Below are 17,848 nucleotides of genomic sequence, written 5' to 3' on the forward strand. Positions count from 1 at the left end.
CATTTTATTTTTGCTTGCTTTATTAATCTTAAGATTCAAAAAATAGAAATCTTTTAAATATTATTTTTTTTCGTTATTCCGAATCAAAAAGAATGGCAAAACTGTTTCTTTTTTGATAAAATTTTGGGCTTATTTCACAGCGTTTTAAGTATGCTTCAAAATGTGTATTTTTAGCAAAATTTTTTAGAAATGATTTACGGTTTAGACACTTTCAGTTTTCACGATGTTTTAGAAATCTGTAAAGCCCCAAATAAAGCAAAGCTTAATAAAGCTGCGAAAGAACAAATCCTGAAATCTCAGAACAACGTACAGCAGATTGTAGAATCAGACCAGTGTGTTTATGGGATTAATACAGGTTTTGGACCTCTTTGTGATACTAAAATTTCGGCAGATGAAACGGCTCAACTTCAATATAATTTAATTATTTCTCACGCAGTTGGTGTAGGAAAACCTATCGATAAAGAACTTTCGAAAATTATGATGATTTCGAAGATTCATGCCTTGTCTAAAGGATTTTCGGGAGTTTCTCTTGATGTAATCGAGAGAATGATTTTGATGTTAGAGAAAGACATTATTCCTGTTGTTCCAGAGCAAGGTTCTGTAGGAGCTTCCGGAGATTTGGCGCCACTTTCACATTTGGTTTTACCACTTTTAGGTCTTGGACAGGTTTGGGTTGGAAACGAAATTTTTGAAACCGATGAGGTTTTAGAAAAAAATGACTTGAAACCTTTGGTTTTAGGGCCAAAAGAAGGTTTAGGATTAATCAACGGAACTCAGTTTATTTTGGCTCATGCGATTAAAGGTTTAGAAAAATTCGAATACCTTTTAGATTTGGCAGATATGACGGCGGCGATGAGTTTGGAAGCATACAGAGGTTCTGCAAGTCCTTTCAAGAAGGAACTTCACGAGATTAGACCATTTGAAGGAAGCAAAAAAGTAGCGGCAAGAATGGTGAAATTTTTAAAGAATTCTGAAAACCTAAAAGCGCATGAAGAATGCGAAAGAGTACAAGACCCGTATTCGATGAGATGTGTTCCACAAGTTCATGGAGCAAGTAGAAATGCTTTCGAACATTTAAAAATGATGGCTGAAACAGAACTGAATTCTGTAACCGATAACCCAATTGTACTAAGCGCAGAAGAATCTATTTCTGGAGGAAACTTCCACGGTCAATTGATGGCATTGCCTTTAGATTATGCAACTTTGGCGGCAGCAGAATTAGGAAATATTTCAGACAGAAGAAGTTATTTGTTGTTGGAAGGCAAGTACGGTTTACCAAGATTATTAACGGAAAGCTCGGGTTTAAATTCAGGATTTATGATTCCTCAATATACTTCTGCGGCGTTGGTTACAGAAAATAAAACGTTGTGTTTCCCGGCTTCTGCAGATTCAATTCCGACAAGTTTAGGGCAGGAAGACCATGTTTCTATGGGAAGTATTTCGGGAAGAAAATTCAACCAGGTTCTTGGGAATTTAGTGAATATTTTAGCGGTTGAATTAATGTTTGCTGCGCAAGGTTTAGAGTTTAGAAGACCTGCAAAATGTTCAAAAATTATCGAAGAAAACTACGCAATTTTACGTTCTAAAGTAGCAAAATTGGAAGACGACAGATTAATCGGGAAAGATATGTTGGCGATTGCTCAATTGATTAACGATAGAAAATTTGTAGTTAATTTTTAAATAAAATTTCTCCTTGATTAGCATTTTCAAAATGTTGTTTCAATGAGAAAAACTTAAACAATAAATATAACAAACCTCACAGGTTTTCGAAATCTGTGAGGTTTTAATTTTAATGATACAAGAATACTTTTTTCTTTAAAATTTAAAGTTTGAAGCTTTTTCGTTTTTTTTAATCACCTAACTGATAGTCTAAAGGAAGCAGATTTTCGATTTTATTATTGGCAAACTCGCCTTGGTTGGTAAGCATTCCTGGGTTTGAAGTGTTTCCGTCGCTGCTGATTTCAAAGATTTCACCTTCGGGGTGAAGATAAGAAGTTTGCACCACTGGAATTTTAGCTTTTACAAATTCACCTTTTTTAATTTCGTAATAATACTTTTTAAAATTAATCTGAAGCATGTAATTGTAGTCTAAAACCAGCTTTCCATCTACGTTTTTAGTGTAATCTGTTTCTGGAATTAATGTTTTGGTAATCCCAATTTTGTACGGCGATTCGTTTCTTTTTCTTCCCGCAATATCGAGAATATCGGCAGGAAAACTCAACGCATTTTTTTTATCTTTTATACTTGCTGTAAATTCTTTTAAACGTTCAAGTTCTGCTTCGGTAGGATATTTTTCGTTCGGAAATTTAGTGATTTGATTCACCACAAAACCTTCATCTTTGGTAGTTTTCGTAAAAACACTTCTGAAAAAATGAACCTGACTTCCGCTAAAAGCATTCATTCGGTTCAGCTTCATTTTATCGGTGTTTTTGGTTTCGGTAAAGAAACTTGTTCCGTAAAATTGTGTAGTTCGGTTTTCTAGATCAGAAGAAAATTCTACAAGATTGTATTTGATGGTGTATCCTAAATTTTTGTTCTCAATAATTAAAGTTTGCGGTGCTTTTACCCTTAAAATTTTGTTGTCTGAATCGTAAGAAAACTTCAACGAACGTTGGTTTTTAATTTTTACATTTTCCTGGTCTACACCGATAAAAGCGTTTAGAAAATAATTGATATACTTTTTGTAAGCTGCTTCTGTGAAAGGAATAATTTTTACTTCTTCAATACTTTGAGCTTTTAGCAAAGTTGCTTTTAGAGTTTTGTTGAAGACTTCAGAAACGTTTACAGTAAAAGTTTCATAATCATCTTTTTGAAAGACTAAAACACCCGTTTTCACATTTGGAATATTCAATGTGAAAGTTCCGTTTTGTGCAGAAGTTGTTGCAGTTTTTGTTCCGTCCAAATAAATATTAACGTCCGAAATTGGTTGGTCGATATCGTTCACCACCGTTCCTTTGATGACTTGAGCGAAAGTGCAGCAGAAAGGCAACAAGAAAAGTAAAAGTAATAGTGTTTTTTTCATGGTAAACAATATTACTCATTTTTACGTGATTAAAAAAAAGTTTTATCCAATTCTTACACTCGTCATGCTTAAACTTCCGGCAATTAATTCGTCGTTAAAAAGCTGTAAGCTTTCTGTTTTTTCTTTTAAACCTAAAGTATAAATCAACGGTAAAAAATGATCCGGTGTTGGAACAGCATACTGAAGAGCCGTACCGTGGTTTTTATAATCGATAAGGTTCTGGAAATTTCCGTCGAGAAGCCAATTGTTGGTTTTTTCTCTAGCTTCTACAGCCCAATCCCAACCTGCACCAACGGTGTTGATGTTTTTCCAATCTACCATTCTTAAGTTGTGAACAATGTTCCCGCTTCCGATAATCAAAATACCTTTTTCTCTTAGTTTTGAAAGTCTTTTTCCCAATTCAAAATGATATTGTGGCGGTTTGTTGTAATCTATACTCATCTGAATAACAGGAATATCAGCTTTTGGGTACATGTGCTTAATGACCGACCAAGCTCCGTGATCCAAACCCCAACTGTGATCTTCTTCTACAATCGGAGTTAAAATTTCGGCAACTTCATGCGCCAATTCCGGAATTCCGGGAGCAGGATATTGCACATCAAAAAGTGCTTGAGGAAAACCACCAAAATCATGGATGGTTTTTGGCATATCCATCGCCGTAACGAAAGTTCCTCTTGTAAACCAGTGTGCAGAAATACAAAGAATCGCGTTGGGTTTTTCAATTTCTTGTGCCGCCTTTCGGAATCCTTGTACAAATTGGTTTTCTTCAATAGCATTCATTGGTGAACCGTGTCCTAAAAAAAGAACAGGCATTTTTTGTGTTGCTTTAAAACCGCTGCTGATATTTTCAAGATCGTGAAGATTCATAGTATAGAAGTGAAACGTTATAAAATTAAACCACAAAAGTCTCAAAAGGAAAGTTTAAAAAATACTCGTAAAAGTTCAAAAAAATTAAACGCTTATTAACGCTCGCTTTTTTGCACTTTTGTAAAATTTTGAAACTTTAAGAGCCTTTGTGACTTTTGTGGTTTTAGAAGAAAATTAAGCTTGCTTTACAAACTGAAGTTCGCCGGCGATTTTTACTTCTTCGCTCACCATTACTCCTCCAGCTTCAAGCGCAGCGTTCCAGTTTAGACCAAAATCTTTTCTGTTGATTTTTGCCTCGAAAGAAAAACCAGCTTTTGTATTTCCCCAAGGATCTACGTTTACCCCACCAAAATCTACATCTAAAGTTACAGGTTTTGTAATTCCGTTTACGGTAAGGTTTCCTTCAACTTCGTTGTTTAAAGAAGAAGATACAAACGTAATCGTAGGATTTGCTTCTGCGTTGAAGAATTCTGCAGATTTTAAGTGATTGTCTCTGTCTGTATTGTTGGTGAAGATAGAGTTTACATCAATCGTTGCAGTTACTTTAGCGTTGTTGAAGTTATCGTCGTCTGCATCAATCTCTGCATTGAAAGTTTTAAACTGTCCTTTCACATTAGAGATCATCATGTGTTTTACTTTAAAAGTTACTTCGCTGTGCGTAGGATCTAGGTTCCATTTTGTAGCCATAATATTTTGTTTTTATTGTTATTGTATGATGCAAATGTAGGACAAGATGTATTTCGGTTTCATTGATTTAGGATAAGAAATGAAAAAATCTATAAAAATTTCGTATTCAAATGCTTTTATTTTTTTGAATTTAAAAATTCTTATTTTTGGGCGATTCAATTTTTGATTATGAAATCGCTGTTTCTGAAGTTTATTTAAAGCTTTAAAAAAGGGATGCGATTGCGTAAGATTTTAAAGAACAATTAAAAATTATTTATGAAATTAGTTAAACTATCTTTATTAATGTTGGTTTTGGGCAATTCTGCGTATGCTCAAACTCAAAAATATACAATGGCAGAAGCCGTAAACGGATTACGATCTAATCTTGCGGTAAAAAATATCTCCCAGTTTTCTTGGTCTGCAGATGGAAAATCGTACATCAACGCAGTGAAAAACGGGTATTTAATTACCGATATTAAAACAGGAAAAAAAGACACTTTGCTTTCTTTGAATCTTTTAAACAAAGGTTTGGAAGATAGTAAATTAAAAAATCTTCCGCCTGTAAAGTTTATTTCTAATTCTAAAGGATATTTTAACAGCGCCGGAAAAGTAGTTTGGATAGAAAAATCTGGAAACGATTGGAAAGCGAAAAAATCGGCAGAAACTTCTAAAAGTGCGTCAAATCTTAAGTTTTTTAATGATAATGAAACTTTTGCGTTTACCGAAGGAAACAATCTTTTCGTTAATAAAAACGGAAAAACCATTGCCGTAAGTAACGAAAGCAACGAAAATATTCTCTACGGTGCCTCAAATGTACATAGAAACGAGTTCGGAATCGATACCGGAATTTTTCCCGCTCCCAATTCTGAAAGCGTAGCTTTTTATAGAATGGACCAAACAATGGTTGCAGATTATCCAATTATCGATTGGTCTGTAACGCCTGCTGTAAACGAAAATATTAAATATCCAATGGCAGGAAAAACTTCTCACGAAGTGACTTTGGGAGTTTTTAATATCAAAAAAGAAACAACTACCTATCTTAAAATTGAAGGCGAAAAAGACCAGTATTTAACGGCGGTTACGTGGAGCCCAGATTCAAAATATATCTTTGTGGCGGTGCTTAATAGAGGTCAGAATCACATGCATTTAAATCAATATGACGCTTCAACTGGGAATTTTGTGAAAACGTTATTCGAAGAGAAAAGCGATAAATATGTGGAACCACAACATCCGCTTTTGTTTTTCCCGAATTCCAATACCGATTTTATTTGGCAAAGTCAAAGGTCTGGTTACAACCATTTGTTTCATTATAATATAGAGAAAGGTTTAATTGCTCAAATTACAAAAGGAGAGTGGTTGGTAACCGATATTTTAGGATTTAATGAAAAGAAAAAGGAGATTTTTTACACGTCTACAGAGGTGAGTCCTACAGAAAGACATTTGTATAAAATCAATTGGAATTCTTATAAAAAACACAGAATTGACACCGCAGAAGGAACACACAGCGGAATTCTAAGTGCAGACGGAAATTTCCTTTACGATTCTTATTCTAACGCGACTACGCCAAGAGTTATCAACGTGGTGAATACGTCTAGCCTGAAATCTCAGAATCTTCTTACGGCGGAAAATCCTTTGAAAAACTACGACAGACCGGAAATTAAAAACGTTAATTTAAAAGCAGACGACGGAACAGATTTGTACGGAAAAATTATTCTTCCAACCAATTTCGACCCGAACAAAAAATATCCTGCAATCGTGTATCTGTACAACGGACCGCATTTGCAGCTCATCAACAATACTTTCCCTGCTTCTGGAAATCTTTGGTACGAATATATGGCGCAAAATGGCTACATTATTTTCACGATGGACGGAAGAGGTTCTGCAAACAGAGGTTTGAAGTTTGAACAAGCTGTTTTCAGAAATCTGGGAACGACCGAAATGAACGACCAACTAAAAGGTGTTTCTTATTTAAAATCGCTTCCTTATGTTGATTCAGAAAAATTAGGAATTCACGGGTGGAGTTTTGGTGGTTTTATGACGACGAGTTTCATGCTTCGCCATCCGGAAGTCTTTAAAGTTGGTGTTGCAGGTGGACCAGTAATCGATTGGAGCATGTACGAAATTATGTATGGCGAAAGATATATGGATTCTCCTCAAGAAAATCCACAAGGTTATGCAACGGCAAATCTGTTAGATAAAACTCAGAATTTGAAAGGTAAATTATTGATGATTCACGGAGCGCAAGATGATGTTGTGGTTTGGCAACATTCAGTAAAGTTCGTTAAAGCTGCGGTAGATAATGGTGTACAAATAGATTATTTTATGTATCCAGGACATCCACACAACGTAATCGGAAAAGACAGAGTGCATTTGATGCAAAAAGTAACTGATTATTTTGATGTATATTTAAAGAAATAATTGAAAATTAAAACTCATTGTTTTACATTGACTTCGGAAACGGAGGCGTTAATAAATTTTGAAAAATTCCGTTAAAAAATCTCCATTGTTTGAGTGGCGGCAATAATTCTTTTTAATTGATGGATATTTCTTTCCGCCCGAGTTTTGAAGATTTTAGGAAGTTTTTCAAAATTTTAGCCGAGTTTCCAAGTCTTGAATTTTTGGTTCTTTTGCTTCAAGGCAAAAGAACATGAAATCAAAAGGATACGATGATATTTAAGACTTAAATTAGCATTTTTTGGTGAAAACCAGATAATTTTCAGTTTAAAATATAAAAAAGAATATTCCGGCTATTGTTGCCGGAATTTTTTTTGATGTTGAGCCACGAAGTGGCGAAATCAATAGCATAGGGTGAAGCCCTGTGAAAAAAGTAATCTACGTAGATGAAGCCCTGAAAGGGCGAAATCTATTTCAAAACCCAAGGCATTCTTATCCCACATCAATTTATTTAAGAAAAGATTCAACTAAATTTGCCTTACAAAATTGAACAATATGGAATTAGGAATTGGAATGTTCGGAGATGTTTCTTTCGACCATAACACAGGAAAATATAGAGATGCAGGAGTAAAAATCCGTGAAATCATCGGTCAAATTCAATTGATGGATGAGGTTGGGATAGATGTTTTTGCGATGGGAGAGCATCACCGTCCCGATTATGCGGTTTCTTCGCCAGAAATGGTTTTGGCAGCGGCGGCGAGTGTGACTAAAAATATCAAATTAGCAAGTGGTGTAACGGTTTTGAGTTCTTCTGAACCAGTAAAAGTATATGAAGATTTTTCTACTTTAGATTTAATTTCGGATGGTAGAGCAGAGATTTTTGTAGGAAGAGGAAGCTTTATTGAATCTTTCCCTTTATACGGATATTCTTTGAATGATTATGAGCAACTTTTTGATGAAAAATTAGAGCTTTTGCTTAAAATTAATTCTGAAGAAAATGTAAGTTGGTCTGGAAAACTTCGTGCAGAAATGAAAAACCAAACCGTTTATCCAAGAGCAAAAAACAATGGTAAACTGCCTATTTGGAGAGCCGTTGGAGGAACTCCTCAATCGGTGTTAAGCGCCGCTCAATTGGGAATGCCTTTGGTGGTTGCGATTATCGGTGGAATGCCAATTCAGTTTAGAAATTTAATTGAATTTTATAAACAGGAATATCTAAAAGCAGGTCATCCAGAGTCAGAAATGCAGATAGCTATTCATTCTCACACGTTTGTAAGTGAAGACCAAAAAGTTATTGATGGATATTTTACTACTTATAAATCTCAAATGGATAGAATTGGCTCTACAAGAGGTTGGGCGCCTTACACAAAAATGCAGTACGAAGGAGGAAGAAGCAAAGATGGTGCTTTATTTATCGGAAGTGCAGAACAAGTTGCAGATAAAATTAATTACATGAAGGAGATTTTCGGCATCACTAGATTTATTGGTCACATGGATGTAGGTGACCCGAAAGACGATTTAATGAGACAATCAATTGAATTGTTTGGAACGAAAACCGCTTCACAAGTAAAATAAAAGAGTAACTCCGCTGATAATTTCAGCGGAGTTTTTTTATGAATTTTTTAATGGAGAATAATACGCGATCGAAACTTGTGGATGAAATGGCAGCATAAAAGTTTCAAAAGCATTTTCTGAATCTACCATTTTGCTTAAAAGGTATTTATTGTCGATAATATCGATTAACAGAAGCTCGGGAGTGTAAAAAGTAATCCCCAATTTATGCTTCGAAGAATCTTCAACATTAGAACTTACCAAATCTGACCTAAAATTTTCGATAGGAAAAAAGGTATTTCCTAAACTGTCTGCAATACTTTTAATTTCGCCATTAAGTTGCGCAACATAACCAGAAATTGCCGCATCTATGAAAAAGGGCATTTTATTAGAATTTGGGTTTTTCAAAATGAGTTCCCAATAGTTTTTTACGGAATCTGCCTTATCATCAAACATTTGGTGTTGAATTCTGTATTCAAAATAAGAGGCTTCAAACACAAATTTATCCCAAGGTAATGAAGATTGCTGGTCTATTACAATGCGGAATGCGAGTTTTATTTTTGCTTTCATATCATAGATTTTAATAAAAACAGAGCAGTTTTATGAAACTGCTCTGAACCTAAACCAAAACACAAATCATGAAAATGAATGTTATCTTAAATATAAAAATTATTTAGATTAGTTCACTACAATTTTTAGATTTTCTTCAAATTTACCTTTAGAGTTTTCAACCGTTACTTTCGCAAAGTATAAACCTGAACGAAGTTGGTTGTTTTGCATTTTTATCTCTTGTTTTCCTGATGAAAGTTGTTGTCTTGTAATCAGATTAAAGACTTTTCTTCCCGAGATTTCCATAATTTCTATACTTACGGCAGATTTTTCGTCGAGGGTAATAGGGAAAATGGTTTCGTTTCTGAAAGGATTTGGGACATTTTGTTCCACTTTGAAGTTTTTATTTTTTGATGTTTCATCAGTAGCAAGTAATGCTCCGTTTACATAAATGGTATGTGTAAGAACGTATCCTGCAGATAAAGAACCTGTTACAGTACTCATTTCGTTGGTTACTCCATCAGAAAAAACATTGTCTGTAGAGTTGTACGTATACCCTGTCATTCCTTTGGTGTATCCGTAAGAAGAACCATTCACATTTACGTTATAAACAGCGCTTGAAGTTCCTTCCGGGAAAGCAATTTGTGTTACCAAAAGCGAAGTTCCGTCTGCTTTATAAATGTGTACATGTATATGCGTCGCTCTACTTTGGTACCATCCTGGGAAAATAGAGGTAAAACTTACCAAACCATTAGCATCTGTAGTTTGTCTTCCTCTTAAGAAATTATAAGCGGTATAATTTACAGTTTGCATAGACGTTCCACCGTATTGAGAGTAATATCCGTCTTTGTCGCAATGCCAAATATCTACCAAAACACCTTGGTAAGCAGCACAGTTTGCATTTACATTCATGATGTAAATGTTAATGGTAAATGGAACGCCAGTTCTGTCGCCAACAATGTTAGTTCTTACGTAACTTGATGGTGTAAGAGTAGGAAACGGGCCTTCCGTTTCTGTGTTGGTAACGCTACAGCTTAGGGTGTCTAAAGTTGCCAATTCTGCAGTTTGAGATCGTGTTGCTACTTCAGATTTAAATAAAGTAGGTGCAGCAACTGCAACTCCAGCTAAGCCAAGTGAGTTTTTTAAAAAGTCTTTTCTATCCATAATTTATTTTGTTTTATGTTTTAAATTTCAAAGAATACCAAAAGTGCGTTTTCACTTAAAGCTTCAAATTCTAACGTCTGGATTTCAGAAAGAATAATGGCATCTCTGCTTTCCATTAATCTGTTTTGAAATTCGAATGCGCCATTAATTACCATTCCGAAAATACTTTTTTGTGAATTTTGAACGGGATATGCTTCTTCCATTCTTCCGTCATAAAGCCCTACAAAATTGGGATTTTCAATGTTTTTTGAGATAGGAAACAGCGAGTTGGAACTTTCAATTGAAAGTTCTTCCACAGAAATAGCATTTTCAGAAGGCTTAGTTTTAAATTCAAATATTAAAAGGTCTGCTTTGTCTGTATCAAGGCTGTTTCTAATTTCAAAAGAAGTTTTCTGAACAGATTGAATAGTCACTACTTCGTTGGACGTGATGGTGTTTTTTAATGAATCAAGTGTAAAATTACCGTAAAGGCAAAGGATTAGCGTATTAGAGTTTTCGTTGGTTTCATATTGATAGCTTCCATCTTCATCCAAAACAACTTCTGTTACCCGAAAATGATTTCCCAACGTATTATTTTCATCAATAATTTTATGAATTATCGATTGTTCTTCTTTTTTCCAAGCTGCAAAATCTGCTTTGAAAATCTGTGATGGCGTTTGAACTAACATGCTATTGTGTTTTTAATTAAAGAAATGCAGTAAATGACTCTGGACCATTTTTTTTCTACTTCATGTTCATTTACTGCAAAAGAAAAATACTAATAAGATTTATTTCTAAGCCGAAACTTTTATCGTGTGAGCAAGGGTAAAACCTGCACTTACACTTCCTGTAACGGTAGACATTTCGTTTGATGTTCCATCGCTGAAAACATTGTCGTTTGCATTGTATGTGTAACCTGTCATTCCTTTTGTGTAACCGTAAGAACTTGCAGCATTTACTAAAGCTACGGCACTACCACTTCCTTCAGGGAAAGCTATTTGGGTTACCAATAAAGATTGTCCCGCAGAATTATAAATATGAACGTGAATGTGCGTTGCTCTTCCGCTGTACCATCCTGGGAAAATAGAAGTGAAACTTACCAATCCGTTTGCGTCTGTTGTTTGTCTTCCTCTTAAGAAATGTACAGAGGTGTAATTGGTTGTTTGCATGGTTGTTCCGCCATATTCTGAGTAGTTTCCGTCTTTATCGCAATGCCAAATATCTACAATAGCTCCCTGTAAATTGGCGCAGCTTGCATTTACATTTTGTATAGTAATGTTAATGGTAAACGCAACTCCCGTTCTGTCGCTCACGATATTGCTTTGCACCAAAGAAGATGGCGTTTTTGTTGGGAAAGGTCCTTCTGTTTCAGTATTGGTTACAGAACATCCTGTTGAAGAAGAACCAGATGAAGAGCTAGAACCAGAGCTTGTATTTGTGGTACTGTCTACAATATCATCATCACTTGCGCATCGTACCAAAATAGGCGCTGCAACAGCAGTTACACCCGCTAAACCAAGGGTTTTTAAAAAGCTTTTTCTATCAATTGTTTTCATAACATAAGGTTTTTTTAGGTTAAATATTAAAACTTTGAAAAGAGAGAAACTCCTTCGCCATTTTTCTATAACAAATATATTTTCTTTACTAAACAGTAAAAAAAAATTGAGGTAAACCCTTAAAATGTGTCGGTAAAAATGGTTTCTGGTGTGAATGTGTTTTGCTTTTTCAAATATTCTACCGCAAAAAACCGAATAGAAATCTAAGAAAACCGGTGGGGAAACTACAGAATTGCCTGTTTGGGAACTTAAGAAACTCTGAGTTGAAACAAATTTAAATAGAATACTGAAAACCTAAAGAAATTCAGAAAAAAAATAACTGAAACTTTCATTGAGCTAAAATTAATACTTCAAAGCAAATTATTTTCCAACAATTTTTATCACTTCTTCTCGGTACGTTTCACCAATCGGGATGATAAATTCACCAATGTGAATATTTCGGTTTACAATCGTTTTAATAGAAGAAATAGGAACAATATATGAACGATGAACCCGCATGAACTCTTTGTCTGAAAGTTTTTCAAAAATATTTTTCATTGAAGAACGTGCGGTAATTTTTGTGGTATCTTTCAAATGAATTTGAACGTAATCGTCCAAACCTTCAATCAAAAGAATGTTTTCAAAAGCAATTTGGTGCAGCTTGTAATCGGCACGAATTGAAAGATATTTAGATTCATTTTCCTCAGGTTTTACCTTTACTTTTTCTACAGCGGTTTTAAATCTTTCAAAAGAAAAAGGTTTCACTAAATAATCAACAGCATTTACGTTAAAAGCATCTACCGCATATTCTGCATACGCCGTCGTGAAAATAACTTTGGTGTCTTGCGAAATGTTTTTGTAGAAATCTAAACCGTTTTTTGCAGGCATTTCAATATCCAGAAAAATAAGGTCTACAGGATATTTGTTGAGGTGTTTTTGGGCATCACTCTGTTTATTAAAAACTTTTTCTAGGGAAAGGTTTTCAATTTTGGAGGCATAATTTTCAATAATTCTTAAGGCAAGAATTTCGTCGTCTAGTGCAATCGCTGTAATCATATCAGAAAAGATTAAGTTTAAGGTCTACCTGATAATTTTCGTTGGTGTGTGTTATATTGAGCGTTTGTTTTTCTGCGTAAACATTTTTTAGATGTTCAATAGTATTTTTCAAACCTACTTTTAGACTTTCTTCGTCGGTAATTTTATGAATCACAATTCTGTTGAAAACTTGAAATTCTAAAACGCCTTCCTGTACGATAACGCTTACCGATATTTTTGAATCTTCTTCTGCATTAAAGCCATATTTAAAAGCATTTTCAACAAAATTCACCAAAATAAAAGGCGAAATTTTCCATCCTTTAAGGTCACCAATTTCGGTATAAGAAAAATCTAAACTTGTATCCGTTCTAATGAGTTGCAGTGCTATATAGTCCTTTAAATAAGCAATTTCTTTTTCGAGGTCTACAAAATCTTTGCTGCTTTCTTGCACTACGTAGCGCATTACATTCGAAAGTTTTAAAATTCCGTTGGGCGCATCATCCGATTTTAACAAGGTTAAAGAATAGATAGAATTCAGAATGTTGAACAAAAAATGCGGCTGAAGTTGATATTTTAAATTCAAAAGTTCGGCTTTTGCTTTTAATCGTTCGAGTTCCTTTTTTTCGTTGTTTCTATAGATGAAAAATGAGGCTAAAAATGAAAACAAAAACGGTAATAAAGATGAAAAAATCATCTGTGAATAAGAACTTTCGTGTGGTGGTTGTGGCGGAGGAAAAGCACCATCTTTTGCCATATTGGGAGCAGAAGGAGATATATTTTCTTGGCGAGGTGGTTGCATTTCTCTTGGAGGTTGCGGCGCAGAAGTGCCAGAAAATAAATTCTTTTCTGATAAATAATAAGGCAGAAACATCATTAACCCAAAGCAAACCACAGTGCTTAAAGAAAATTCTATGTATTTTTTCTTTCCGAAAAATTTTGGAAGAAGCCAGTAAAGATTTAGATAAAAGAAAATAATGATGAGAACAAATCGTATAAATTCTCTCTGAAAAGGCTGTACTCTGAAAACTGACAATGTTCCGTCAAAATCTGGCGAAGTCACAATAGGAATCGCCAACAGTAAGGGAATGAGTATAATATGCGGAACAAATTTTTTCATCAATTTAAAAGTACTAAAAATTTAAATAGTTTTAGCTTCAGTTTTACAATTATAAAGCGTCACAACTTTATAAAATCTTAATCGATAATTTTCTACTTAAGAATTTGGTTTTTGTACGAATTTAAAAGGTCTGCAAGTTCTTGCGCTTTCATACCGTAATTATCTGGGAAAACGCCTTGTTTATGCTTCGTTTTATCATTTATTAAACTCTCGTCCAAATTAAAAAATACCTGTTTGAAGAAAACAACTCTTCTCGTGCTGAAATTTTGTACTGCTTGCCAAGGAATTAACGTTTTTCTAAATAAAGCCGTCATTTCAATTCCTCTTTCGTCAATATAAAGCATCGACGCATTGGGCAACATAGAAACTACCGAAATAATAAGCCCCAAACCAAACAAAAAGATGTTGAGTATCGCTATCCAAAGGTTTTTTTCTAAAAGAGTAATCCCTAAAATTACAAAGCTTACATTAATAACAAGCATTAGAATTTGTTTGAATTTCCCGGGTTTTAAAGTAATAGGTAATTTTTGCATAATAATTTTTATGGGTTCAAAAATATAAAAAACTGTTCTTTGCTGCGTCCTTAAATTTTTCTTGTTTAAATCTTTTTTTGAAAATTATTAATAAAAATCTCCTAAAAATCCCGCAGATTACACAGGTTTTCACAGATTAATAAAAAAAAACGTAGATTTTTAAACTTACGTGTTCTAAAATATTTTCAAAGTATTACACTAAAAAACTCATGTGACTCATGTGTTTAAAATATTACAAAAAAAATATTCTCAATCCTTTTTTGAACTTTTCAGACACAATCATTTAAACTTAAAACAGAATCAATTCTTTTGTGACTTTTGACTTCGTCGAATCTTCGATTTGCGGTAAAAATAAATCTAAAAAGTTATCAAACTTCCTCGTTCCTCATCCTTTGTAATATTCAGCGATACAGGTATTTTTTCCTTCAGTTCTTCAACGTGCGAAATAATTCCCACAATTCGGTTTTCTTTCTGCAGGTTCGTCAACGTTTCAAACACAATATTTACAGATTCTAAGTCTTGAGTTCCGAAACCTTCATCGATAAAAAAGAAATTTTTCTCAGCTTTTGCATTACTCTGAACGCTTTCTGCCAAAGCCAAAGCCAAGCTCAGCGAAACCTGAAACGCTTGTCCGCCAGAAAGGGTTTTTACACTTCGGCTTCGCCCTTCATTCAGGTAATCAATAATTTCAAAATCGTTATTTTCGTTCAAATGCAAGCTAAGCTGGTTGCGCGTCATTCGGTGAAAACGCACATTCGCATGGTCGCACAATTGCCTTAAATAAATGGAAGAAACATACTGCACAAAACCCGCTCCTTTAAAGAGATTGAGCATGGTTTTCAAATTTTCAGAACGCTTTTCGAGCTGAGCGTGTTGCTTCAAAAGATCTTCTTTTTTCTTGAATTCCTTTTCTAAACGTTCAATTTCTGCAGCAATTTTCACCACAGAAGCGGTTGCCAATTTCAAGTCATTTTCCAGCGAAGTAAATTGGGTTTCAATGGTAGAAAACTCTTCCTCGTCAAAAGAAAAATCTTTAAGTTTTGTTTCTAGTTCAGAGATTAAGTTCTTCAAAGTTTCAAATTGTACCTTGAAATTTTGAATTTTTACTCTGATTTCCTGAACATTAATTTCTTGCGCTAAAATTTGTAAAACATCTTCAATTTCGTTAAAATTTTGCTCAATTAATGCGTTTTCAATAATTTTTTGATTTTCTGAATGCTCTTTTTGAAGCTCTGAAATTCGTTTTTCAACTTGTGAAACAATGGTTTTTTGCTCGGCAAGTTTTGGCGAAATGTCTTCTCTTTTTTTGCTTAAAAGATGATACTTTTCTTCCGTTTCGAGATTTGATTTTGAAAGATTTTGGTACAAAATTTCAGTTTCTGAAAACGATTTTTCTTTAAAATTTTCCCATTTCAAAACTTTCAAATTGTTTTGATTGGTTTTTATTTGCTCTTCCTTTTTGCCTTCTTCAAGTTTGAATTCTTCCAGCGCTTTTTTATATTTTTCTAGCGTTTCTCGCTCTTTTTCTAATGTTTTTTGCTCATTTTGAATGTTTTTCGACAATTCTTCCATTTGTTTTTCAATGGCAAAAGATTCGTCTCTTCTTTGTTCAAAATCTTTTTCATTTTCAGCGTTGAATTCCTTCCAAATAAAGCTTTGAGAATGATTTTTTATTGAATTTTGAAGCGTTTTTACTGTTTCATTTTCAGATTTCAGTTGTTCTTCGAAAATTGTTTTTCGGTCTAAAATTTTCTCAACCTCAGTTATTTTTTTCTGAATAAGATTTTTTTGATTTTCAAGTGAATCAATTTGTTGTTGAATGTCGTTCAATTCAGATTGGACATCTTCAAATTCTACAATGTGAGGATGTTCCAAAGAACCACAAAGCGGACAAGATTTTCCGTCGTGCAACTCACTCGCAAAATGCGCCAATTGTTGCTGAACTTTCAACTGATTTTGTTGGTCAGAAAGAGTTTTTCTTTGCTTTTCTAGCGTTTCAATGTTGGTTTGAAAGTCAGTTTTATATGTTTCAGGATTTATTTTTAACGCTTTTAATTCTTCTAAAATTGTATCGATTTCAGATTTTTTCTGTGCCGTTTTTTGAGTTTGAATGTCTAACGTTTCTGTGAGTTTTTTTCGTTCAGAAAACCAAGTTCCCACATTCAAAAGTAAACCGGAATCCAGTTTTTTTGGTTTTAATTCATCAAAGTTTTTATGGAGAATTTCAATTTTGTTTTGAATTAGTTTTTGCTGTCCTTCAACCTCTTTTACCTTGTCTGAACCTTTTTGAGTACGGGTTTTTAGCGTTTCAATTTCTTCAGAAAATTTTAGCATTTGAAGAATTAAATTCAAATCATTTTCCTCCGTTTTTGTTTCGTTCAGTTTCTCAAATTTTGGCTGAATTTCTTCTAACTGTTGTTTTACAATTTCAAAATCTTTGTCGGTTTGCGTAAGAAGTTTAATTTGATTTTCTTTTGCAATCAATTGTTCTTTGATTTCCTTTTCAAGCTTTGTTTTTTCATTTAAAATAGGATTGAAAACTCTAAAAATGAGGTCGTATTTTTCTGTTTTTTGTTCTAAAACATCAACTTCTGTTTTCTGCTCTTTTAGTTTTTCAAAATCATTTTTTTTCTGTTTTAAATTTTCAAAATCAGCTTTTAAATTTTTAAGATTTTGATACTGTTTATTAACCTGCTCAAAAGCTTTTCGTACTTCTTCCTGCTTTTCTTTTTCGGTTTGTAAGTTTCCTTTTTGCAAAGAAATCTGCTCTTCATTTATGTCTTCAAAGCCTTTCAATTGTCCTTCCAATTGGTCTAGTTCAGAACGGTTTTTACTGTTTAGAGACGAAACATTATTGTACAAATCAAAACGTTGAAGCCCGAAAATATCTTTCATCATCGTCGTTCTCTCTGTAGCTCCCAATTCTAAAAACTCTTTGAACTGACCTTGAGGAATGATGATGGTTCTTTTAAAATTGGCGTAGCTTAAACCAATAATAGGTTCTGCATTGGAGCTTTCCAGAGGAATCCAGCTTTCATTTTTCCATTCGTAAAACTGAACAGAAGGTGTTTTTACATCCTCGAAATTTTTAGAATTTCTTTTAAATTCTCTGGTTGCACGGAATTTTCTTTTCTCAAAATTGATGAAATCAAATTCGATATAAGATTTATTCGATTTCAGATTCATCATATTATATGCACGTTTATCTCGGGCATTCAGACGTTCTGTTTCGCCGTAGAGCGCAAAAGAAATTGCTTCGAGAATAGACGATTTTCCCGAACCAACAGACCCGAAAATACCGAAAAGTCCGGCTTCGGTAAGGTTTTCAAAATCTATTTTCTGGCGTTCCTGATAAGAGTAAAGACCTTCTATGGTAAGTTGAATTGGAATCATAATGATAAATTTGATACTATAATGAGCATTGTAATTGAACCAT

At 34.0% G+C, this 17,848-nt stretch carries 14 protein-coding genes; 3 read left to right on the forward strand and 11 right to left on the reverse strand.

What is annotated here, in order from left to right; genetic code table 11:
- Positions 1-189: 189 nt before the first annotated feature.
- Positions 190-1,680: a histidine ammonia-lyase gene (gene hutH / locus AC2A1D_RS11700; RefSeq protein ID WP_484043825.1), complete on the forward strand. Its 1,491-nt coding sequence runs from the start codon at positions 190-192 to the stop codon at positions 1,678-1,680.
- 169 nt (positions 1,681-1,849) lie between these two features.
- Here the strand turns inward: hutH and AC2A1D_RS11705 are convergent, their stop codons facing one another.
- The 3 genes from AC2A1D_RS11705 to AC2A1D_RS11715 all read right to left on the reverse strand — a co-directional run bounded on the left by AC2A1D_RS11705 (position 1,850) and on the right by AC2A1D_RS11715 (position 4,576).
- Complete coding sequence (locus AC2A1D_RS11705; RefSeq protein ID WP_484043826.1) at positions 1,850-3,022, reverse strand: carboxypeptidase-like regulatory domain-containing protein; 1,173 nt, start codon at positions 3,020-3,022, stop codon at positions 1,850-1,852.
- Between the two features lie 42 nt (positions 3,023-3,064).
- On the reverse strand, positions 3,065-3,889 hold the full coding sequence (gene ygiD, locus AC2A1D_RS11710) for a 4,5-DOPA-extradiol-dioxygenase (RefSeq protein ID WP_484043827.1): 825 nt from the start codon (positions 3,887-3,889) through the stop codon (positions 3,065-3,067).
- A 174-nt stretch (positions 3,890-4,063) separates the two neighbouring features.
- Positions 4,064-4,576 (reverse strand): YceI family protein, encoded by a 513-nt coding sequence (locus tag AC2A1D_RS11715; protein ID WP_484043828.1) that lies wholly within the window; start codon positions 4,574-4,576, stop codon positions 4,064-4,066.
- Positions 4,577-4,831: 255 nt separating this feature from the next.
- Here AC2A1D_RS11715 and AC2A1D_RS11720 point away from each other — a divergent pair, with 255 nt between their 5' ends.
- Positions 4,832-6,973, forward strand: coding sequence for a S9 family peptidase (locus AC2A1D_RS11720; RefSeq protein ID WP_484043829.1), 2,142 nt, complete (start codon positions 4,832-4,834; stop codon positions 6,971-6,973).
- A 531-nt stretch (positions 6,974-7,504) separates the two neighbouring features.
- Positions 7,505-8,524 (forward strand): LLM class flavin-dependent oxidoreductase, encoded by a 1,020-nt coding sequence (locus AC2A1D_RS11725; RefSeq protein WP_484043830.1) that lies wholly within the window; start codon positions 7,505-7,507, stop codon positions 8,522-8,524.
- Between the two features lie 36 nt (positions 8,525-8,560).
- Here the strand turns inward: AC2A1D_RS11725 and AC2A1D_RS11730 are convergent, their stop codons facing one another.
- The 8 genes from AC2A1D_RS11730 to AC2A1D_RS11765 form a co-directional block, all read right to left on the reverse strand.
- Positions 8,561-9,070: a hypothetical protein gene (locus AC2A1D_RS11730; RefSeq protein WP_484043831.1), complete on the reverse strand. Its 510-nt coding sequence runs from the start codon at positions 9,068-9,070 to the stop codon at positions 8,561-8,563.
- Positions 9,071-9,178: 108 nt separating this feature from the next.
- Positions 9,179-10,213, reverse strand: a complete 1,035-nt coding sequence (locus tag AC2A1D_RS11735) for a dioxygenase family protein (RefSeq protein WP_484043832.1) — start codon at positions 10,211-10,213, stop codon at positions 9,179-9,181.
- 20 nt (positions 10,214-10,233) lie between these two features.
- Positions 10,234-10,881 carry a pirin family protein gene (locus tag AC2A1D_RS11740; protein ID WP_484043833.1) on the reverse strand — a complete coding sequence of 216 codons (648 nt, stop codon included), beginning with the start codon at positions 10,879-10,881 and terminating at the stop codon, positions 10,234-10,236.
- Between the two features lie 105 nt (positions 10,882-10,986).
- Positions 10,987-11,748: a dioxygenase family protein gene (locus AC2A1D_RS11745; protein WP_484043834.1), complete on the reverse strand. Its 762-nt coding sequence runs from the start codon at positions 11,746-11,748 to the stop codon at positions 10,987-10,989.
- 360 nt (positions 11,749-12,108) lie between these two features.
- Positions 12,109-12,783: a LytR/AlgR family response regulator transcription factor gene (locus tag AC2A1D_RS11750; RefSeq protein WP_484043835.1), complete on the reverse strand. Its 675-nt coding sequence runs from the start codon at positions 12,781-12,783 to the stop codon at positions 12,109-12,111.
- 1 nt (position 12,784) lies between these two features.
- Positions 12,785-13,879: a sensor histidine kinase gene (locus AC2A1D_RS11755; RefSeq protein ID WP_484043836.1), complete on the reverse strand. Its 1,095-nt coding sequence runs from the start codon at positions 13,877-13,879 to the stop codon at positions 12,785-12,787.
- 92 nt (positions 13,880-13,971) lie between these two features.
- On the reverse strand, positions 13,972-14,412 hold the full coding sequence (locus tag AC2A1D_RS11760; RefSeq protein ID WP_484043837.1) for a hypothetical protein: 441 nt from the start codon (positions 14,410-14,412) through the stop codon (positions 13,972-13,974).
- Between the two features lie 357 nt (positions 14,413-14,769).
- Entirely contained in the window at positions 14,770-17,805 is a 3,036-nt protein-coding gene (locus tag AC2A1D_RS11765) for an AAA family ATPase (protein ID WP_484043838.1), read from the reverse strand.
- Positions 17,806-17,848 lie beyond the last annotated feature (43 nt).

It is taken from the genome of Chryseobacterium sp. HNCC26DJ239, from assembly GCF_057180445.1.